This window comes from Sphingomonas sp. 67-41 (genome assembly GCF_001899725.1).
Lineage (GTDB): Bacteria > Pseudomonadota > Alphaproteobacteria > Sphingomonadales > Sphingomonadaceae > Sphingomonas > Sphingomonas leidyi.
Window position 1 is genome coordinate 80,465 of sequence record NZ_MKWJ01000023.1, and the last position, 19,775, is coordinate 100,239.

Consider the following 19,775-nt stretch of genomic DNA (forward strand, 5'->3'; position numbering starts at 1 on the left):
CCGCCCGTCGCAGGTCGGAACGGGCCGGGGCAAAGCCTGCCCCGGCCCGCGCGGATCATTGCGCCGTGGCACCGCCCGCGACGAAATCCACCGAAGCCGAGCGCGATTCCGGCGCCTTGCCGCTTTCGGCCGGCAATTTGAGCGTCTGCACCTGCTGGCAGGCCACCTTGTCGATACCCGCACTCCCGCTCGACTGCTCGACGGTGCAGGCCGAGACCGCGCCCTGCTTGTCGAAGTCGAGATGGACTACCGGCGCCTTGGTATAGCTCGCGGGCAGCTTCTGCACGGTGATCGTCATGATGGGAGCCGGCGCGACCGGCGCCGTCTGTCCGGCAAGGGCCAGGAGGGTAGCGAGAATCATCGGATGCCTTTCATGTCTTCGGCGACTGACGCATTGCTATCACCGGCGGCGCTGATGTCCATCGCGCCACCATGGCCGGTCCGGCCCCGGGGCTATTTCGCCGCCTCGAACCCCACGATGACCATCCGGCTGTCCGGCCTCGGGCGGATCTGGGTGGAGAGATCCGGCATGGCGATCTTCGCCATCGTCTGCTCGCAGGCCACGGCATCGAGCGCGGCGTCGCCCGTGCCCAGTTCCACGTTGCAGCTCCGCGGCTTGGAGCCAAAGAACACAACCCGCAGGAGCGCCGGATGGGCGTAGCTCCCGGGAAGCTCCGGCCGCCCCACGATCAGCGGCAGCGGCCTGCCGACTTCGGCGGCCAGCTTGTTCAGATCCGCATGCCCGCCGCCCGGGATCAGCCAGAAGAAGCGGCCGTCGTAGAAGTCCGCCACGGGCTTCCCCGCGACATCGGTCGCCGGTGCGAAATGGGCACGCTTCATCAGCAGCGGACAGATGGCGAGATCAAGCATCTCATAGCCCGAGGTCCCCAGGATGTGGCAGGCGGCGGGCTCGCCCTTCGCATCCACGTCGACTCGAAACGCCACCGCGCCGACTTCGCGCCGCTGCCGCGAGCCCATCGGATAATCCCTGTCGGTGATCCAGTTCTGCGGCATCCCCCTTGGCACCGGCTTGCTCCCGCCCTCGGCGCTCCGCGCGTTCTTCGCATCCTGCACCGCCGGCGCGGGCTGCATCGCCAGCGCCGCCAACAATACCAAAAGCATTTGATCTTTCCCCCAGCTTCCCCGAAGCGGACGCCAGTTTAGCAACAGGTCCCCGCATGTCCATCGAATGCTCCCCGCTCGCGCTTCCCTTCCCCGCCCTGCCGGCCATTCCCGGCGTCACCGCGCGCGTCGCCCGGGCGCGATACAAGAGCTGGGATCGCTGCGACCTGACCTTCATCGAGCTGGCGCCGGGAACGGCGGTGGCGGGCGTGCTGACCGGCAGCAGATGCCCCTCGCCCGAGGTGGAATGGTGCCGCAAGGCGCTGCCGCTGGGCGAGGCGCGCGCGCTGGTGGTGAATGCGGGCAATTCCAACGCCTTCACCGGCAATCGCGGCCGTGCCGCGGTAGAGGCGATCGCTGCCCGCGCCGCCGCGCATCTTGGCTGCCGGCCTTCCGACATATTCGTCGCTTCCACCGGCGTGATCGGCGTGCCGCTGCCGATCGACAAGGCCGAGGCGGGCCTCGACAATGCCTTCGCTGCCCCGCCCTGCAGCTGGGAAGACGCCGCCGCCACGATCATGACCACCGACACTTTCGCCAAGGGCGCGGTCACGCGCGCGGTGGTCGGAGGCAAGACCGTCAGCCTGATCGGCATCATCAAGGGATCGGGCATGATCGCGCCGGACATGGCGACGATGCTCGGCTTCCTCTTCACCGATGCCGCAGTCGATCCGGCCTTCCTGCAGGCCGCGCTGGGCGATGCCAACCGCAAGAGCTTCTCGTGCATCACCGTGGACGGCGATACCTCGACCAGCGACACCGTGCTCGCCTTCGCCACCGGCAGCGCGGGCAATGCGGTGCTGGCAGGCGACGAGGATGACGGCGCCGACGCCTTTCGCGCCGCGCTTCAGGACCTCTGCCACCAGCTCGCCCAGCTCGTCGTCCGCGACGGCGAGGGCGCGCAGAAGCTGATCGAGATCACCGTCGAGAGCGCGGAGAGCGATGCCAGCGCGCACCGGATCGCCATGTCGATCGCCAATTCGCCGCTGGTGAAGACCGCGATCGCCGGCGAGGACGCCAATTGGGGCCGCGTGGTGATGGCAGTGGGCAAGGCCGGCGAACCCGCCGAACGCGACAGGCTCGCCATTCGCTTCGGCGCCACCCAGGTGGCGCGCGACGGCCTGGCGGTGGAAGGTTATGACGAAGCGCCCGTCGCCGCGCACCTGAAGGGCCGGGAGATCGAGATCGGCGTCGAGCTGGGTCTCGGCGAGGGTCGCGCCACCGTGTGGACCTGCGACCTGACGCACGGCTATATCTCGATCAACGCGGACTATCGCAGCTGAGCGTCGCGGGGCGGCGGGTGCCTCGCGCCGCCGCCGGCCAGGGCGGGGACGCAATCAGCAGCCCCCGCACTCCCTGTCCCGTATCCCCGCCTTCGCGGGGATGACGGGGAGAACGCGGGGAAGACGGGGAGAAATGGGCCCGCCTGCGCCGTTGCCGGGGCTTCAGGCCAGGTTCGACGCGCCCGCGGTCAGCGAGCGCTCGACCCACTGCTTGATCGCACTCTTCGGCATCGCGCCGACCTGAGTCGCCGCCGGCTGGCCGTCCTTGAACAGGATCATCGTCGGAATGCCGCGCACGCCATATTTGGTCGGCGCGTCGGGATTCTCGTCGATGTCGATCTTGATGATCTCCACCCTGTCGGCCAGCTCCTCCGCCAGTTCCTCGAGCGCCGGGGCGATGATCTTGCATGGCCCGCACCATTCCGCCCAGAAATCGACGAGCACGGGCTTGCCGGCCTCGAGAACGTCTGCGGAAAAGCTGGCGTCGGTGGTCGCCTTGGTGGCCATGATCAAACTCCTGATACGATATCGGCCGCTAATTTATGATGGCACCTCGCCGGGTCAAGCGCGCAAGCCCAAGCTTTGCTCCATATCCGTGAAGCCCGGCTTGTGCGCCGAGAGCAGATCGGCCGGCAGGAGGTGAAGCACCGGCCCCGCCGCATAGAGCAGTCCCGCCTCGATCGTGCGCCCCGGGAAGATCACCGCCAGCGCGGCGACATAGGCCGCCATCTGCCGGAGGTGATAGGGAGGAATGTCGTCCAGCGACGCGGGCGCGCGGCGGCCGGTCTTGAAGTCGATCACCCGGACATGGCCGGGCGCGACCACCAGCCGGTCGACCGTGCCCGAGACGACCAGCCCGTCCCCCACCACTGCGGCGATGGGCGCCTCGCCCAGCGAGGCTGGGCCGAACAGCTCGGCGAAGCGCGGATCCTCGGTGACTGCCAGGGCCGCGGCGACAAGCTCGGCACGCAGGGCCGGGTCGCCCACGCCCCCTGCCCCGGCCAGCCAGCGCTCCGCGGCGGCGGCGCGCTCGGCCGGCCCGACCGACGGCAGCCGCTCGAAAAGGGCATGCAGGAGCCGGCCGCGCTCGGCGGCGGCGCGCAGCGCTGGCGTGGGCGGCGGATCGGCGACGGCGTCGTCACCCAGCGCGGAGGGCGCGAGCGGACGCGGCGGGCGAGCCTCTTCGGGTGCCGGGCGGCGTGCCCATCCGGGAAGCGCCAAGGCCGCGACGGGCCCCTGTTCCGGTCGGGGCCGGGCGGGAAGCGGCGCCTGGGGCTGCAATCCCTTGAACTCGCGGATATCCCCCTCGGCCACGCCCAGGGCGTCGAGCGCGGCGGCGCTGGCGGCATACCAGCTCTTCTGCGGAGGGACGCCCTTGGCCTGAGGGCCCAGGGCACCGGCCACGACCAGCCGCTCCTCGGCCCGGGTGGCAGCCACGTAGAACAGGCGCCAATGCTCGCTGAGTTCGCGAGCATCGGCAAGTTCGAGGACTTGCCCTAGCACGCCACGCTCAGCGGCGCGGGGCCGGAAGATCGGCAGCTTTCCGGGCGCCGCGGACGGTTCCCAATGCAGGAAGTCGCGCGGGGACCGCGTCGGGTCGACCGTGGCGTCGGCAAGGATGACCAGGGGCGCCTGGAGGCCCTTGGCACCATGCGCGGTCATCACCCGCACCGCCGCCTGGGGCTGGGCCGCGTCGCGGACGATCTCGACATCGCCGCGATCGAACCAGTCCAGGAAGCGCTGCAGCGAAGGCGTCGCCAGCTTCTCGAAGTTGAGCGCCGCGTTGAGCAGCTCCTCGATCGGATCGCGCGCTTCCTCGCCCAGCCGGCGAAGCAGCTTGCGGCGGCCGTCAAGGGGCCCGGAAAGCAGTTCCTCCAGAAAGCGATAGGGGGTCGCGATGTCGGCGCGGGCAAGCAGCGCGTATAGCGGCGCGAGGCGCTCCGCAGGCTGGGTGTTGCGCAGGTGCCGCCAGAGACCGCCACGCTCGCGGACCGCCGCGTCCATCAGCGCTTCCTGGCTCCAGCCGATCAGCGGCGAGACCAGCAGCGACGCCAGCGACAGATCGTCCTCGGGCTGGAGCGCGAAACGGATGGCGGCAAGCAGGTCCTGCACCGCCAGCGGCGCGTTCAGCCGCAGCCGATCGACGCCCGCCACCGGCACTCCCTCTGCGTAAAGGCGCGCGACGATCAGCGAGGCCAGCTCGCCGCGGCGCTTGACCAGGATCATCACGTCCTCGGGCGCCAGCTTGCGGCCCTTGCTCTCCAGGTCGAGCGTGCCGATCCAGCCCTTGATCGCCCGGGCGATGTCGCCGGCGAGCTTGCGGGTGGCATCGCTCACCCACGCCTCTTCGTCGGCCTCGCTGCCGCCTTCGATGACCGGCGGCCACAACGTCACGGTGCCCGGTCCGGGCACTTCGCTGGCATGCGGCTCGACATCGGAAAGCTCGCCCATGCCCGGCATCGGCAGCGCGCCGATCGCGGCATCGACGAATTCCAGCACCGGCCGGGTCGAGCGGAAGCTGTGGGTGAGCGACAGCTCCTCCACTTCGCGCGGCGCCATGTCGAAGTCCGGATCGGGATGGATGCGCGACTTTGCCAGGAAGCGCTCGAAGGCGGCGCGGAAGAAGATCGGGTCGGTACCCTGGAAGCCGAAGATCGCCTGCTTGTAGTCGCCCACGGTGAACAGGGTGCGGACCGTCTCCGCGCGCGCGCCTTCGCCGACGAAGAACTCGTCCGCGATCGCGCTGACGATCGCCCATTGCTGGGGATTGGTGTCCTGCGCCTCATCGATCAGGACATGCTCGGTCGCGGAATCGAGCTTGAAGCGCACCCATTCGCCCATGCCGGGCTCGGCGAGCAGGGCGACGGTGCGGTGGATCAGGTCGTTGAAATCGACCGCGCCGAGCCGGCGCTTGGCCCGTGCGTAGGTCTCGGCATAGACCCGGCCGGCTTCGAGGCCGGAAGCGAGCAGGTCCGCATAGGCGGCCTGGGTCTTCATGCCGAGCAGTTCGGCGCAGGTGTCGAACAGCCGCATCGCATAGTCGGCGTAACTTGGCTCTTGCGGGGCCTGTCCACTCTTGAAGGAACGGGGATCGCCCTTGGCAGTGGCCCATATGCTGTGAAGATCGGCGAGGCTGGCAGCACGAGCTTCTGGTCTCTTCCCTAGCCACGCAGCAGCTATATCAGCGCGTTGGAGACCCGACTTAGTGCCCCAATCGGCGTTCATCACGGTGAGCGCACGCAGGCTGCCGAGGTCGAAGCTGTCATCGGCACAGCGCCGGGCGATCTCGGCATCCACGTCGCCCTCGGGCAGGCCGAGCGCCTCGCGCAGGAAAGGCTGGATCAGGATCGGCAACCCGGCCAGCGCCTCGCCTTCCCTGGCACAGGCCTTGAGGAAATCCTCGGCCTTGCCCTCGCCCAGCCGCAACGACAGCGCGCCCACCGCGTCGACGATCCAGCCGCGCCCATCGCGCTCGGCATCGACCAGCATCTCGGCCAGCGCCTCGCGCGCCAGCACCGCTTCCTCACGCTGGTCGAGCGGGCGGAAGCCGGGAACCAGCCCCGCCTCCATCGGAAAGGCAGCGAGCAGCGACTGGCAGAAGCTGTGGATCGTCTGGATGCGGATACCGCCGCCGGGCGCATCGAGCACCTTGGCGAAGAGCTGGCGGGCCTTGCCGATCATCTGCGGCGTCGCAGTCTCGCCAAGCGCGGCGAGATCGGCACGCAGGCTCCCCTCGTCGATGCGCACCCATCGCGCCAGGCGGCTCGTGATGCGCTCCGACATTTCGGCGGCGCCGGCCTTGGTGAAGGTGAGGCAGAGGATCGCACCCGGATCGGTGCCGTGCAGCAGCAGGCGCCAGACACGGGCAGCGAGCACCTGGGTCTTGCCCGTGCCGGCCGAGGCGGACAGCCAGACATGCCGCTCCGGGTCGCTCGCCCGGCTCTGGTTGCCCTTCAGCGGGTGGAGGGGACGGGCTTCAGTCACGCCGGCCATACCATTCGTCGCGGCGCATCAGCTGGTCATATTCGGCATAGGGCGCATATTCCGGCACCAGCTTGGCGGTGAAGGGCTGGTCGCCGGTCAGCCAGGCGCGCACCGCATCGGCGAAGTGATGCGCGGCGATGTCGACGAACTCCTCGGCGGGGATCGGCTCCTTCTTCTTCGGGTCGACGGGGCTGTCGACATAGCCGAAGCCGCCGGTGCGCGGCGAACGGGCGAGCGACCAATATTCGAAGGCACGCGCGACGCCCTCGATATCGGCGAACCCGCCCCGCTCGGCGATCAGCCCGAGCAGGCCGAGCTGAAGGCTGAACCCGGCGCGGACGGCCCGGGTGCTGGGCGGCTGGCCGGTCTTGTAGTCGACGATCGCCAGGCCGCCATCGGGCAGGCGATCGATCCGGTCGAACTTTCCGCGCAGCTTCACGCCGGCGAATTCGATGTCGCCGTCGAGCTCGACCGCGAGCACCTTGCGCTCCGGGTCCTCGGCGATCTGCCGGGCGATCCAGTCGATCGCTTCCATCAGCCGCGGCTGCCAGAGCGCGCGCATCATCGGATGGGTGCGCGCGTCCACCAGCATCGCCTCGGCGCGCGCGCGCAGCTTCGCCGGATCGCAGCCGTCGAGTTCGAACCATTTCTGAAGAACATCGTGCACCGCCGTGCCTCGCCACGCCGCGCTGGGATCGGCATCGACCGGATCGAGCGGCATGAGCTTCAGCATGCGGCGCGCGTAGAAGGCGTAGGGATCGGCCTTCAGGCGATCGACTTCAGTGACCGAGATCGCCTTGGGGCGGTCCTCGACCGGGGGCGACGGCTCGGGGCGCTCGGCAGGCTCATGGGCGCCCGGCCGATCGATCGCATGGAGCCAGGCGGCGAGATCCTGGGCCCGGTCGAGACCGCCGGCGAGCGCCTCGAGGCGCAGCCAGAAGCGCGAGGCGATGGTCGGCGCGGTGGCGTCGCGTCGCGCGCGCGTGAGCAGCACCTCCGGCGCGCCCAGCGCACCGGCAAGGTCGTGCGCCGCCAGGCCGATGCGGCGCTCCAGGCCGGGCAGGCCCAGTTCGGCGCGGATGCGCGGGGCGAGCCAGGGATCGGGCGCGGGCAGGCCCGGCCAGACGCCTTCGTTGAGGCCCGACAGGATCATCAGGTCGGCAGTCTGCAGCCGCGCTTCCAGCTGGCCCAGGATGGCGAGGCGCGGATGGCCGCCCTGGGGCGGGCGTACGGCGATCTGGTCCATCAGCGTGCGCAGCATCGGCGCAAGCGTGTCCGGATCGGCGCGGCGCGGGCCGTCCCCGGCCTCGCGCTCGAGATCGTCGAGCAGAGTCGCGGCGGCGCGGCCCTCGGCGCGGCTCCACAGGCCGTCGCCGCCCAGCGCCTGGGCGACTTCGCGCAGCGCCGCGAGCAGCTCCGGGATCGGCTGTGCGCCCCCGCCAAAGGCGGTCTCGAGCGGGGCGAGCAGCGCGCGGGCCGCCGGCCACCAGCGCAGGGCGGCCTGGCGGAGCGGCCCGTCCCTGCCCTCCTGCTCCGCCAGATAGCGATCGATGCCGGCAAGATCGGGCGCCGGGCGCGGCCCCCGCAGCGCGCGATCCAGCAGGCGAGCGCCCTCCAGCCATTCGGGCCGCGTTCCGGGCATCACCAGCGGGTGCTTGAGGAGCGTGAGCAGCGGCAATGGGGCAAAGCGCTGGGCGGCGGCATCGGCGAGCGCGAGCAGCAGGGTTCCCGGCGGCAGGATCGAGAGCGGCTGGCCGGCGGAATCGTCGATCGCGATGCCCCAGCGCGCGCAATGCGCGGCGACGCGGCGGGCGAGTGCGCGGTCGGGCGTGACCAGCGCGGCGGTGCGGCCCGGAGTCTCCAGCGTCTGGCGCAGCGCCAGGGCGATGGCCTGGGCCTCCTCCGCAGGCGTGGCGACTTCGAGGGCGCGGACCCCGTCGAGCCGCCGCTCGCGCTCGGGAAGCGTGGTCCAGCCATGAGTCAGCTCGGGCGGCTGCATCGCCGAGGCGATCGCCTTGCTGCGCGAGGGCGCCGCATCATGCTCGCTGGCGGCACGCCAGGGATCGAACTCGCTGCGGTGGACGCCCATGCGCTCGAGCAGGAGCTTGAGATGGAATTGGGGGTGGGTCTCCAGGTTGCGCCGGCGCCGGCTGGTGACGGGATCGGGCGCATGGGGTCCGAGCATGTCCCATTCGGCATCGGAGATCGCGATGGCGAGGTCGGGAAGCACCACCATCCCCTTGGGCAACCCCGCCACCACCCGTTGGAGCCGGGCAATGGCCGGCGCGCTGGCGGTGATGCCGGCGGCGCAGACGAAGCCCGCCGGCGGATCGGCCTTCCAGCGCTTCGCCACCTTGTCGATCAGCAGGCGGCGACGGTCGGCGAGATCGATGCGGCCCAGGCGGGCGAGTTCCTTCGGCCAATGTTCGAGGACGATCTCGAACAGCTTGAGCGAACGCTCCCAATGGGCGGAAAGCTCGGGCCCCAGGTCCAGCTCCTTGAGCCGGCGGGGCGGCACTTCCTCGATGAGCAGCTGGTCGAGCGTGGCGGCGAGATCGCCGGCGAGGCGGACGGCTTCGGCGGCGTCGTGGCGGGGCTCGGCCTGCTGGATGAGCCGGGCGAGGATCAACTGGCGCTGGAGCGGCTGGACGGCGGGCGGCACGGGATCGGGATCGCCGGCGGCATCGAACACCGCCTCGTCCAGCTCGGGATCGCCGACCGCGACGAGCCGCGGCAGGAGGAGGCCGCCGCCGCTGGCGCGGACGAACGCGTCCTGGATGGCCTTCTTGGCACGGTTGTTGGGAAGCAGGACCAGCCCGCGGGCCAGGCCCATCGGGTCGCTGCCGAAGCGCTTGATCAGCCCGTTCGCGAGCGCATCCGCAAAGGCGCGGTGCGGCGGGATGGCGTAGAGGCGAAGGGCGGTGGGCATGGGCTGGGCGACCCTAATCCCCCTCTCCCCTTCAGGGGAGGGGGCCGGGGAGCGGGGGCTGTGGATAACTCCCCCTTCCGGCTTCGGCTACGCCCCGCCCCCTCTCCCCGTAAACGGAGAGCGGGAGAATCACACCGTCGCCAGCACCTCTTCGGCTTCCTTCACCGCAGACGGCGTGCCGACGTCGAACCACAGTCCCTGATGGACCACGCCCCACAGGCGCCCCTGTTCCATCGCGCGATTCCAGAACAGGTTCGTGGAGAACGGCCCCTCCGGCCAGTCGCGGATCGCGCGCGGATGGAGGATCTGGGCGCCGGCATAGACGAAGGGCGCGAGGCGGCCCGGCTTGCGGCGCTCGGTGATGCGGCCGAGCGGATCGAGGCGGAAATCGCCCTGCCCCCGATGGCTGAACGCGCGCGCCAGCGGCACCAGCAGCAGCAGCGCGTCCATCTTCTCGTCGTTCCAGGCCGCCGCCAGCGCATGGAGCGCGTCGATCGGCCCATCGACCCAGAGCGTGTCGCTGTTCACCGTGAAGAAGGGCTTGTCGCCCAGGATCGCCCGCGCCTGGACGATGCCGCCGCCGGTCTCCATCAGCTGGGCGCGCTCGTCCGAGATCAGCACTTCGATATCGCCGGCACGGGCCTTCAGATGCGCCTCGACCTGGTCGGCGAGGTAATGGACGTTGACCACCGCGCGCTTGATGCCGGCGTCGCGCAGATGGTCCATCGTATGGTCGAGCAGCGGCTTGCCGGCGACTTCCACCAGCGGCTTGGGGCGCGTCACGGTGAGCGGGCGCATGCGCTTGCCCAGGCCCGCAGCCATCACCATCGCCGTCTCCGGCATGGCCACGTCCGGATTGGGGCGCAGCGAATAGGTGGCGGACTGTTTCATGCGCCGGCGATGGTGAGCGGATCGCCGCGCATGTCGGCGGGGATATTGGCGTCGAACCAGTCGGCGACGGGCTTCAGCGCCGGGTGCCGCAGGTCGCGGTTGAGATAGGTCCACACGCGCGGGCACAGGCCTGGATAGCGCGGCTTGCCGTCGCGCCTCCAAAGGCGCGTGAAGATGCCTACGATCTTGGCGTTCCGCTGCGCGCCGAGCACGTGATAGGCCACGTCGAACGCATCGCCCGCGCCGGTGATGCGCTTGTAGCGATCGAGCATCGCGGTCTCCAGCGTCTCGGGCACGTCGCGGCGCGCGTCCTGCAGCAGCGAGACGAGGTCATAGGCGGGATGGCCCGCCAGCGCGTCCTGAAAGTCGAGAAGGCCCAAGGTTTCCGCGCTACCGTCGATCAGCATGATGTTCTCGACATGATAGTCGCGCAGCACCGTGACAGGCGTGTGACCCGCAAGGACGGGCGCGAGCGCCTGATCCCAGGCGGCGCGGTATCCGTCCAGATCGACGTCGAGGCCGATCGCGGGGCAATACCATTCGGGAAGCAGGGCGGCTTCGCGCTGATATTCGGCATGGCTGTAGGGCCGCAGCTCGGCCGCCGCCGGATATGCGGCGAGGCGGATGAGCAGGTCGATCGCTTCCTCGTAGAGGCGCAGTTCGCTTTCGGGCGCGGCGTCGACCGTCTCGCGCATGCGGGCGTCGCCGAAGTCCTGGATCAGGACCAGCCCCTCGGCCAGGTCCTCGTGCAGGATCTCGGGCGCGGCAAAGCCGTTGCCGGTCAGCCAGCGCGCGACATTGATGAACGGGCGCGGATCCTCGTGCGGCGGCGGCGCGTCCATCAGGATCGCGGTGCGGTCATGTTCCACCACGCGGAAATAGCGGCGGAACGAGGCGTCGCCGGCGAGCGGGCGGATCTCGGCGCCACCCCAACCGGCGGCTGTGAGGAAGTCGGGCGCCGCGGCGGGCGGATTCATGTCGGGAACCATCGGTCCTTCCATGCCGCCGGCACTTTCGCTGTCAAGGCGCGCGCGCCGTCCGGTGCCACATCCAGGGACAGCCACAGCGCATCGTGCCACGCCGCCGCCCCCAGCCGCTCGGGCCATTCGACGATCAGCAGCGAATCGATTCGGGCATCGTCGAGGCCCAGCTCCGCCGCTTCGGACGGATCGTCGAGCCGGTAGAGATCGACATGGAGCACCGGGAAGCGCACTTCGGGCGGGTCGTAAGGCTGGACGATGGCGAAGCTGGGCGACGGCGCCTCGCCCTCCAGCCCGAGCGCGGCGAGCAGCCCGCGCGCGATGCTGGTCTTGCCCGCGCCCAGCGGGCCGGACAGCGCGATCACGTCGCCGGGGCGCGCCAGCCCAGCGAGGCGGCGGCCCAGTTCGAGCGATTCTTCCGGCGAGCGCAACAACATGGCGTTCCTTTATCACCCGCACCGGGCTTGAACACTTCCTTGAGGAATACCTGCGAGAATCGGCAACAATGGACGAGGAAGCGCGATCGCCCGCCGCCCGCTGGATCGACCGGATCATCGTACCGCTATTCTTCGTCTTCTATTTCTTCAGCCAGGATTTCATGGGCGATGTCTCGCTCGAAGGGCTCGACGCCTATGTGCTCTCCGCGCCGGCGGGCAGCACGCGCGAGCAGCTCGGCGCCCGTATCGCGCATTTCAAGCATTGCTATTACCGCTCGCCCAGCTGGACGGATACGGGCGACGCGGTGGACTTCACCTATCGCGGCACGACCAGCGATGTCGGCTATTTCGTCTCGGTGAAGGTCCATTGCCCGTTCGGGGCGAACGGCACGCTGTCGAAGCAGTGCACGCGCAGCGAATGGGCGCTGATCCCGTCGGACGTCGAGGCGCAGGAGAAGCGGAGCGGCTGGCTCGTGAACAGCGCCCCGGAATATTCGAACGCCGGCGCGCCGGAGTGCCCGGTGCGGGACTAGGCCTGTGCGCTCCCCTCCCTCCCAGGGAAGGGGCGCGGCTATTTCCGAGGCAGCTCCACCGTCACCAGCGTCCCCTCGCCCGGCTCCGAGATCAGCTCGATCCGGCCGCGATGCGCCTCGACGAACTGCCGGGCGAGCGGCAGGCCGAGCCCGGTAGCCCGCTCGCCGCCCCGGGCATTGCCGAACTGGGCGAACCGATCGAACGCGCCTGCCGCCGCCTCGTGGCTCATCCCCGGGCCATTGTCGGAAACGATCACCCGCGCCACCCGCTGGTTGCCGTCGAGGTGCAGCAGGACGCGCCCCTGCTCGGGCGTCGCCGCCACGGCATGGCGCAGGAGATGCTCGATCACCTGCCGGATCCGCCGGGCATCGCCGGTGATGCTGCCCGCGCTGCCCGCATCCTCGACCACCAGTTCGATCCCCTTGGCCTTGGCGAGCGGCGCCACCGCCTCGGCCGCGTTCTGCGCGGCGATCTCGATATCGACCGGAGCCCTTTCCAGCGGCGCCCCCTCGCTCTGGGTAAGGTCGAGCACATCGTCGATCAGCAGGCCCAGCCGCTCGACCGAGACCAGGATCGCCTCGGCATATTCCCCGCCGCTCGCGCTCAGCGGGCCGGCAAAGCCACCGTGCAGCATCTCGGCGAAGCCCTTGATCGACGTGAGCGGGGTGCGCAGTTCGTAGCTCATGTTCGCGACGAAGGCGGTCTTCACCCGATCGGCCGCCTCCAGTGCCTCGTTACGATCGCGCAGCGCGCGCTCGGCGCGGTGGTGATCGGTGGTGTCGAGCATCGTCACCAGGGCATTGCCGTCGGGCAAGGGCACCGCGGTGATGTCGAAATGCCTGCCATCGGCAAAGGCGATGCTGGATCCGCGCGACTGGCGATCCTGCGCGGCCATGCGGATCAGGTCGCCGATCACTTCGGCACGCGCCGACTTGGCGAGCCGGGGGCCGGCGGCGCGGACCAGCTGCTGCACCTGCGGATGGCCGTCGAGGAAAGCGTCCTCGAAGTCCCAGACCTGACGGAACTTGCGGTTCCACAGCTGGAGCCGCCCCTTGCCGAACACCGCGACCGCTTCGGCCAGGCTCTCCAGCGTGGCGGTTCGCACCTGCTGCATCTCGCCATGCTCGCGCTGCAGCTCGAATTGCTGCGTCCGGTCCTCGAACAGCAGCAGCAGCCCGCCCTCGGGCAGCGGCTGGGCGACGACGCGCAGGTGCGTCGCCCCCAGGCTCCACGTCTCCTCGACCGCATCGGGCGCGACGAACCATTCGCGCCGCTCCGCCTTCCAGGCGGGATAGTCGCGCACCTCGGGCAGGCGATTGGCCTCGCGCATCCGATCGAGCACGCGATCGAATTCGGGCCGGTCCGCGAGCCATTCGTTCTTCACCGCGAACATGCGGCGGAAGGGCTGGTTCGAAAAGATGAGGCTGCGATCCGGGCCGAACTGGGCCACGCCGGCCGAGATCCGGTCGAGCATCGCGCGCTGGGCGGCGGCGAACCGCTTCAGGCCACCCCGCGCCTGCTCCAGTTCCTCGATGTCCACCGCGAAGCCGGCGACGCCGCCGGTGGGCAGCGGCACGTCGTGGAGGCGCAGCATCCGGCGCTTGCCGCCGATCGTCGCCGGCATCGCCGCGGTCTGCGGTTCGCCGGTATCCCGCGCGATCGCGGCATTGGCGAGCGGCCCGCCCAGCCCCACCCCCTCGACCAGCTCCAGCCCGCGCGCCACCACGTCCTCGGCGTCCTTGCCCTCGACTGCCTCGACATAGGCCGAGTTGACCATGAGCAGGCGCAGGTCGCCGCCGCGGTACCACATCGGCATCGGCGCGGCCTCGATCAGTGCGGTAAGCGCGTCGAAGGCGGCGCGCAGGCGCGTGGCCTCGCGCTGGAGACGGTTGATCTCGGCCTGGCTCTCGGTCGCGTCGAGGAACCAGAGCACCACGCCGCCCGGCGCGTTGACTGCCTGGGGCGCCCGCTCGCCGATCACCAGCAGCGCGCGCTCCGAGCCGCATGCCCGCACGGAAAGGCTGAACGGCTTGCCCGCCTTCTGCGCGGCGGCGACGCGCACGCCGAGCGCCTCGGCATCCTCGGGCAGCAGCCCTGCCCCGTCTCCGCTCAGTTCGGCCAGTTCGCGCGGCAATTGCTGGAAGCCGAGCCAGTCGCCCAGCCGGCGCGGCAGCTCGAGCCGGCCGTCGGCGCGGACCAGCATCGCCTGGGCCGGCGATCCGCTCACCAGCGCGGAGAGACGCGCATTGGCATCGGCGATCGCGACGGCCTCGGCACGTGCGCGCAGGCCCAGATACAGCGCCCAGACGGCACCGATCAACAGCAGCGCGAGGACCGCTCCCGCGACGACCGCGGATGCCTGGGAAATATGAATCAAGCCGCGTCCCCGCGCCCTTTGCGCACTGTCATGGCGCAACCATTAGGCAATGCATCGCCGGTCGGGAAGGCCGCATGCCGCCCGGGCGCGAACGAAAAGGGGCCCGGCAAGCCGGACCCCCTCGTTCTCGCGTCAAAGCGAATTGACGATCAGAACTTCACGCTCGCCGCGATGCGCGCATAGCGGCCGAGAATTCCCGAATAATAGGTCACGGTGCCGCCGCCGGCCGGCGCCGGATAGGGCGGCTTCACGTTGAACACGTTGTCGACGATCAGCTTCAGGCTGAACTGGTCGTTCACCCGGGTGCCGACCGTGGCGTTGAACAGCCACCAGTCACCCACGCCCATGATGTTGCGGGCGTTGGGAGCCTCGTCCACGTCATACTTGCCCTTGCCGAAATACTGGGCCTGGACGAGCGCGTTGAAGCCCTTGCTCTCATAGGTGAAATTGGCCGTGCCCGAATGGTGCGGATAGCCGATCTCGCCCGCAAGGTGGTTGACGTCGCCGGTGCCGACGCGCTGCTCCAGCTTGTCGCGGTAGAAATAGTTCACCGAGAGGCCGAGCACGCCCGCATTGTTGACCCCGACACGCTCCAGCGGCAGGCGATAGGCCGCGGTGACCGTGAGGCCCGAGGTCTTGTACGACGCCGCGTTGTAATAGCCCTCGCGGATCATCGTGATCTGGCCGGTGGAGTCGCGATCGATAAGGCCGCAGAAGCTGTTCGGATAGCTGGGCGAGTCATAGCAGGCGTTGAGGATGTCATCGCCGCCGAGCGAGGTGATCGCATCGGTCAGCTTGATGTCCACCCAGTCCACCGCCAGCGTGAAGCTGCGCGCGAAGCTCGGCTGGATCACCGCGCCCACCGTCCAGCTATTCGCCTTCTCGTTGCTGAGGCCCGGATTGCCCGAGACCGTCACCGGCACCGTGAAGTCGCTGTAGTTCGACGTGAAGTTGGTGGTGTCGATGCCTGCCGCCGTGCAGTTCGCCTTGCGGACGGACGGGTTCGGGCCGCTGCCGACATAGCGGGTGTCACACGGATCGCTGCCCACGTCGAAGGCCCGCGAGGTCGGGTTGAACGCCTCGGTGATGGCCGGCGAGCGGATCGACCGGGTGAAGTTGCCGCGGAAGGTGATGTCGCGGACGAAGCCGATGCGGCCGCCCGCGGTCCAGGTGAGATCGCCGCCCGAGAGCGAGTTGTGCACCCAGCGCGCCGCGCCGTCGAACTCGACCGTCTTCAGCCAGCTCAGGCCGTTTTCCGGCGTGACGAGCGGCACGCGAAGTTCGCCGAACACTTCGTTGGTGTTGAACGAGCCGCTGATCGGATCGATCGGAATGATGCGGCCATATTGGGTACGCGTGCCGTCACCATTGTCATGGCCGTAATAATAGGAGCCCGGATCGAACTTGGTCGATTCACGGCGATGCTCATAACCGAGCGAAACGCTGACGTCGTTGCCGAACAGCGAGAACACCGGGCCGGTGACGTTCGCGTTGAACACCAGCTGATCGTTGGTCGAGACCGGGCGGGCGATCGCGAAGATATAGTCCTTCGCGGCCTGGCTCGCCTGGCCGACACCGAAGATGTTCAGCGGCGCGCAGGTGTTGCTGATCGTCTGGGCCGGCGAGTTGGTGTAGCCCGGGCGGCACACGATGTTGCCATTGACGTCCTGCACCGCGTCGAGCGCGTTGAAGAAGTTGTCGTTGACGATCTCGTAGTTCTTGCCGACGGTCTGCGAACGGCCGTAGTTCGCCGACACTTCCCACTGGAACTGGCGGCTGCCGAGCGAGAAGTCGCCCGCGAAGCCGCCGACGAAGCGATAGGTCTCGACATTCGCCTCGGCGCGGCCGGTGGTCAGGTCGGAAAGCGCACGCCCGACATAGAATTGGGTGGCGCCCGCCGGCAGGTTCGCCGCGATGGTCGCGCGGTCGGCAGGGTTCAGGAACGGGTTGTTGATCGACAGCAGCAGATTGCCGTCAGGCGTGCCGGCGGCATCGAACAGCGCGGTGTTGTAGTTGGGCTGGTCGATCAGGTTGACGCCCTTGTTGTGCGAATACCAGGCCTCGCCGAAGGCGCGGATATGGTCGGTCAGCTCATAGTTGACCTGCGCATTGACCAGGTAGCGCTCCGAGCTCGTAAGCAGGTTGCTCTGCGCCGGCAGGTCGAAGCCGTTGCCGCCGCTGCTGATATAGCCCTGGCGCATCACGGTGCCGAGATTGAGCGGGACGAGGCGGCCATTGGGACCGAACTGGAGCAGCTGGCCATTGCCGTCGCGGATGCCCGAGCGCGAGGCGAGATAGTCGTCATCGCTGAACGGCACGCCGCCCGCGGTGAAGGCGGTGTAGCGCTGCGACGGATAGAGCAGGCGCTGATACGGCGAACCCAGCGAGGCCGGCGGCGTGCCGAAGAAATTGCCCGCCGCGGTGATCGCCCGGTCGGCCGAGGTGAAGCCGGTGGTCTTGTTGTACTCGGCTGCGATCACGATGTTGCCGCGGCCGCCGGCGAAGTTCTTGCCGGCCAGGACGTTGATGCGCGCCTCGGGAGCATCGCCTTCCTGCGAGATGCCGTACTGGCCGCCGATCTCCAGGCCCTCATAATCCTTCTTGAGGATGATGTTGACGGTGCCCGCGATCGCGTCCGAGCCGTAGATCGGCGCACCGCCGATGGCGACGGTCTCGATACGCTGGACCAGCGTGGTCGGGATGTTGTTCAGGTCGACCTGGCTGCCCGGCGAGACCGGGCCGAAGATGCTCGCGGTGTTCGACGAGACGAAGCGGCGGCCGTTGACCAGCACGAGCGTGCGCTGCGTGCCGAGGCCGAAAAAGTCGACAAAGGTCTGCGCCGGGCCGAACGACGACTGCGCGCCGACCGCGCTGTTGCCCGGAGGTCCGAAGGACGGAATTTCACGCAGCGCCTGGCCGACATTGGTGTAGCCGCGGGATTCGATCTGGGCAGCGCCGACCACCTGGGTCGGCTGCACGGTGTCGAACTCCGGGCGCGCGATGCGCGAGCCGGTCACCACGATCGTGCCCTCGGAAGCGGCAGGCTGATCGTCCTGCGTATCGGCGGGCGCCGGGGTCTGGTCGGCAGTCTGCGCGACCGCAGGCGTGGCGACCAAAGCGAGAGCAAGAACCGCGGCAGACGCGGTCAGCGAAAGGCGGTCGTACTGGGGGGAGAGAAAACGACGCATGCTACATCCCTTTAGCAAAAGACTTTCCCGTCCTCGGAATCGATTGTTGCTAGCCTTTGTCCGAAGCAGGAGCAGGACGTAGGAAACCGTGGGTTAGTTGCGGGTCCACAACGCTTTCTCTCGGCGCGTTGCATAATTACAACAATGTTACAGTAACGGAGATGTTAACGAAACGGGCCGCGCTCCCCCAATGGGGAACGCGGCCCGTTCCGGCTCCTGCGCGATCGCGCGGCGGGATCAGTAGCGATAGTGATCCGGCTTGAACGGCCCCTCGACCGGCACGCCGATGTAATCGGCCTGCTTCTTCGAGAGCTTGGTGAGCTTCACGCCCAGCTTCTCGAGGTGCAGTTCGGCCACCTTCTCGTCGAGATGCTTAGGCAGGACGTACACGTCGTTCTTGTAGGTGTCCGACTTGGTCCACAGCTCGATCTGGGCCAGCGTCTGGTTGGTGAACGACGACGACATCACGAACGACGGGTGGCCGGTCGCGTTGCCCAGGTTCACCAGGCGGCCCTTCGACAGGATGATGATCTGCTTGCCGTCCGGGAACTCGACCAGGTCGACCTGCGGCTTCACTTCGGTCCACTTGTAGTTCGACAGGCCCGAGATCTGGATCTCGCTGTCGAAATGGCCGATGTTGCAGACGATCGCCATGTTCTTCATGCCGGCCATGTGCTCGGCGGTGATCACGTCGGCATTGCCGGTGGCGGTGACGAAGATGTCCGAGCGGGTGACCGCCTCTTCCATCGTGACGACTTCATAGCCTTCCATCGCCGCCTGCAGCGCGCAGATCGGATCGATCTCGGTGACGAGCACGCGCGCCCCGCCGTTGCGCAGCGACGCGGCCGAGCCCTTGCCCACGTCGCCGAAGCCGGCGACGGTGGCGACCTTGCCGGCCAGCATCACGTCGGTGCCGCGGCGGATCGCGTCGACCAGCGATTCCTTGCAGCCATAGAGGTTGTCGAACTTCGACTTGGTGACGCTGTCGTTGACGTTGATCGCCGGGAACGGCAGCTCGCCCTTCTTGGCGATGTGATAGAGGCGGTGCACGCCGGTGGTGGTCTCTTCCGAGACGCCCTTGATGTTCTTCACCGTCTCGGTGAGGTAGCCCGGCTTGCGCTTGATGAATTCCTTCACCGCGCGCTGCATCTCGACTTCCTCGTCATTCTCCGGCTCGCCGAACGACTGGCCCGCCTCGAGCTTGGCGCCCCACAGCGCGAACATCGTCGCGTCGCCGCCGTCGTCGAGGATCATGTTGCAGGTCTCGTCGCCCCAGTCGAAGATCGAGCCGACATAGTCCCAATATTCGGCCAGGCTCTCGCCCTTCACAGCGAACACCGGCACGCCGGTGGCGGCGATGGCGGCGGCGGCATGGTCCTGCGTCGAGAAGATGTTGCAGGTCGCCCAGCGGACCTGCGCGCCGAGCGCGGTCAGCGTCTCGATCAGCACGGCGGTCTGGATGGTCATGTGGAGCGAGCCGGTGATGCGCGCGCCCTTGAGCGGCTGCGACGCGCCGAACTCCGCGCGGAGCGCCATCAGGCCGGGCATCTCGGTCTCGGCGATGTTGATCTCGGCGCGGCCGAAATCCGCCAGAGTGATGTCCTTAACGACGTAATCCTTGTCGAGCACGGTAGCCACGAGCTGTCTCCAGATGTGAATCGATTGCGCGCCGGGAATCGCCGGCCGCGATGGGGGCGCCCTAGCCGCTTCGCCGGGCAGGTGCAATTCCAAATATAAAGATATCTTTATATGATGCTTGACGCGGAGCTTCGACAAGCGGATGCTTGGGGCGTCGAGGTTCTTCCGGCTTGCCCGGAAGCTAAGACGGGAAGCCGGTGCAAGTCCGGCGCTGCCCCCGCAACTGTAAGCGGCGAGCGGCGATCCAAGCGAGTCACTGGGGCCTCACCGCCCTGGGAAGACGGATCGTCCGCGCTGACCCGCGAGCCAGGAGACCTGCCTTTGACGCGATAACGTCCACCGGCGGGGTGCCCGGTCTGGCCGCTTGCATGCCGCGGCCGGGCGACCGTCCGCGCATGCCTGTGTCCAAGCC

At 68.8% G+C, this 19,775-nt stretch carries 13 protein-coding genes and 1 riboswitch; of the genes, 2 read left to right on the forward strand and 11 right to left on the reverse strand.

Going from position 1 to position 19,775, the window contains the following annotated elements; all coding sequences use genetic code 11:
* Positions 1–55: 55 nt before the first annotated feature.
* Both BGP17_RS16975 and BGP17_RS16980 read right to left on the reverse strand, forming a co-directional pair.
* Positions 56–361 (reverse strand): energy transducer TonB, encoded by a 306-nt coding sequence (locus tag BGP17_RS16975; RefSeq protein WP_086129187.1) that lies wholly within the window; start codon positions 359–361, stop codon positions 56–58.
* Between the two features lie 92 nt (positions 362–453).
* A complete protein-coding gene (locus BGP17_RS16980) occupies positions 454–1,122 on the reverse strand; it encodes a TonB family protein (RefSeq protein ID WP_286712839.1) in 669 nt (222 codons plus the stop codon).
* 56 nt (positions 1,123–1,178) lie between these two features.
* Between BGP17_RS16980 and argJ the strand changes: the two genes are divergently transcribed.
* Positions 1,179–2,405, forward strand: a complete 1,227-nt coding sequence (argJ, locus tag BGP17_RS16985) for a bifunctional glutamate N-acetyltransferase/amino-acid acetyltransferase ArgJ (protein WP_286712840.1) — start codon at positions 1,179–1,181, stop codon at positions 2,403–2,405.
* A 162-nt stretch (positions 2,406–2,567) separates the two neighbouring features.
* On the opposite strand, the gene trxA is transcribed toward argJ, so the two are convergent.
* The 6 genes from trxA to tsaE form a co-directional block, all read right to left on the reverse strand.
* The gene (gene trxA / locus BGP17_RS16990) at positions 2,568–2,912 is read right to left on the reverse strand and encodes a thioredoxin (protein WP_167298433.1); all 345 of its coding nucleotides are present in this window, start codon (positions 2,910–2,912) and stop codon (positions 2,568–2,570) included.
* A gap of 54 nt (positions 2,913–2,966) precedes the next feature.
* On the reverse strand, positions 2,967–6,398 hold the full coding sequence (gene addA / locus BGP17_RS16995; RefSeq protein ID WP_286712841.1) for a double-strand break repair helicase AddA: 3,432 nt from the start codon (positions 6,396–6,398) through the stop codon (positions 2,967–2,969).
* Positions 6,382–9,318 carry a double-strand break repair protein AddB gene (addB, locus tag BGP17_RS17000; RefSeq protein ID WP_286712842.1) on the reverse strand — a complete coding sequence of 979 codons (2,937 nt, stop codon included), beginning with the start codon at positions 9,316–9,318 and terminating at the stop codon, positions 6,382–6,384. The genes addA and addB overlap by 17 nt, the downstream gene beginning before the upstream one ends.
* A gap of 129 nt (positions 9,319–9,447) precedes the next feature.
* Positions 9,448–10,209 (reverse strand): nucleotidyltransferase family protein, encoded by a 762-nt coding sequence (locus tag BGP17_RS17005; protein WP_167298430.1) that lies wholly within the window; start codon positions 10,207–10,209, stop codon positions 9,448–9,450.
* Positions 10,206–11,186: an aminoglycoside phosphotransferase family protein gene (locus tag BGP17_RS17010; RefSeq protein WP_286713021.1), complete on the reverse strand. Its 981-nt coding sequence runs from the start codon at positions 11,184–11,186 to the stop codon at positions 10,206–10,208. Before BGP17_RS17010 ends, BGP17_RS17005 begins: the two co-directional genes overlap by 4 nt.
* On the reverse strand, positions 11,183–11,626 hold the full coding sequence (gene tsaE, locus BGP17_RS17015; protein WP_086129177.1) for a tRNA (adenosine(37)-N6)-threonylcarbamoyltransferase complex ATPase subunit type 1 TsaE: 444 nt from the start codon (positions 11,624–11,626) through the stop codon (positions 11,183–11,185). Before tsaE ends, BGP17_RS17010 begins: the two co-directional genes overlap by 4 nt.
* A 68-nt stretch (positions 11,627–11,694) precedes the next feature.
* On the opposite strand from tsaE, the gene BGP17_RS17020 reads away from it, so the two are divergent.
* Positions 11,695–12,159, forward strand: coding sequence for a hypothetical protein (locus BGP17_RS17020; protein ID WP_286712843.1), 465 nt, complete (start codon positions 11,695–11,697; stop codon positions 12,157–12,159).
* A gap of 38 nt (positions 12,160–12,197) precedes the next feature.
* On the opposite strand, the gene BGP17_RS17025 is transcribed toward BGP17_RS17020, so the two are convergent.
* The 3 genes from BGP17_RS17025 to ahcY all read right to left on the reverse strand — a co-directional run bounded on the left by BGP17_RS17025 (position 12,198) and on the right by ahcY (position 19,363).
* Complete coding sequence (locus BGP17_RS17025) at positions 12,198–14,537, reverse strand: PAS domain-containing sensor histidine kinase (RefSeq protein ID WP_167298427.1); 2,340 nt, start codon at positions 14,535–14,537, stop codon at positions 12,198–12,200.
* A gap of 149 nt (positions 14,538–14,686) precedes the next feature.
* A complete protein-coding gene (locus BGP17_RS17030) occupies positions 14,687–17,725 on the reverse strand; it encodes a TonB-dependent receptor plug domain-containing protein (RefSeq protein ID WP_286712844.1) in 3,039 nt (1,012 codons plus the stop codon).
* A gap of 237 nt (positions 17,726–17,962) precedes the next feature.
* Positions 17,963–19,363, reverse strand: a complete 1,401-nt coding sequence (gene ahcY / locus BGP17_RS17035; RefSeq protein WP_167298425.1) for an adenosylhomocysteinase — start codon at positions 19,361–19,363, stop codon at positions 17,963–17,965.
* Between the two features lie 141 nt (positions 19,364–19,504).
* Positions 19,505–19,700: riboswitch (cobalamin riboswitch) on the forward strand.
* Positions 19,701–19,775: the final 75 nt, after the last annotated feature.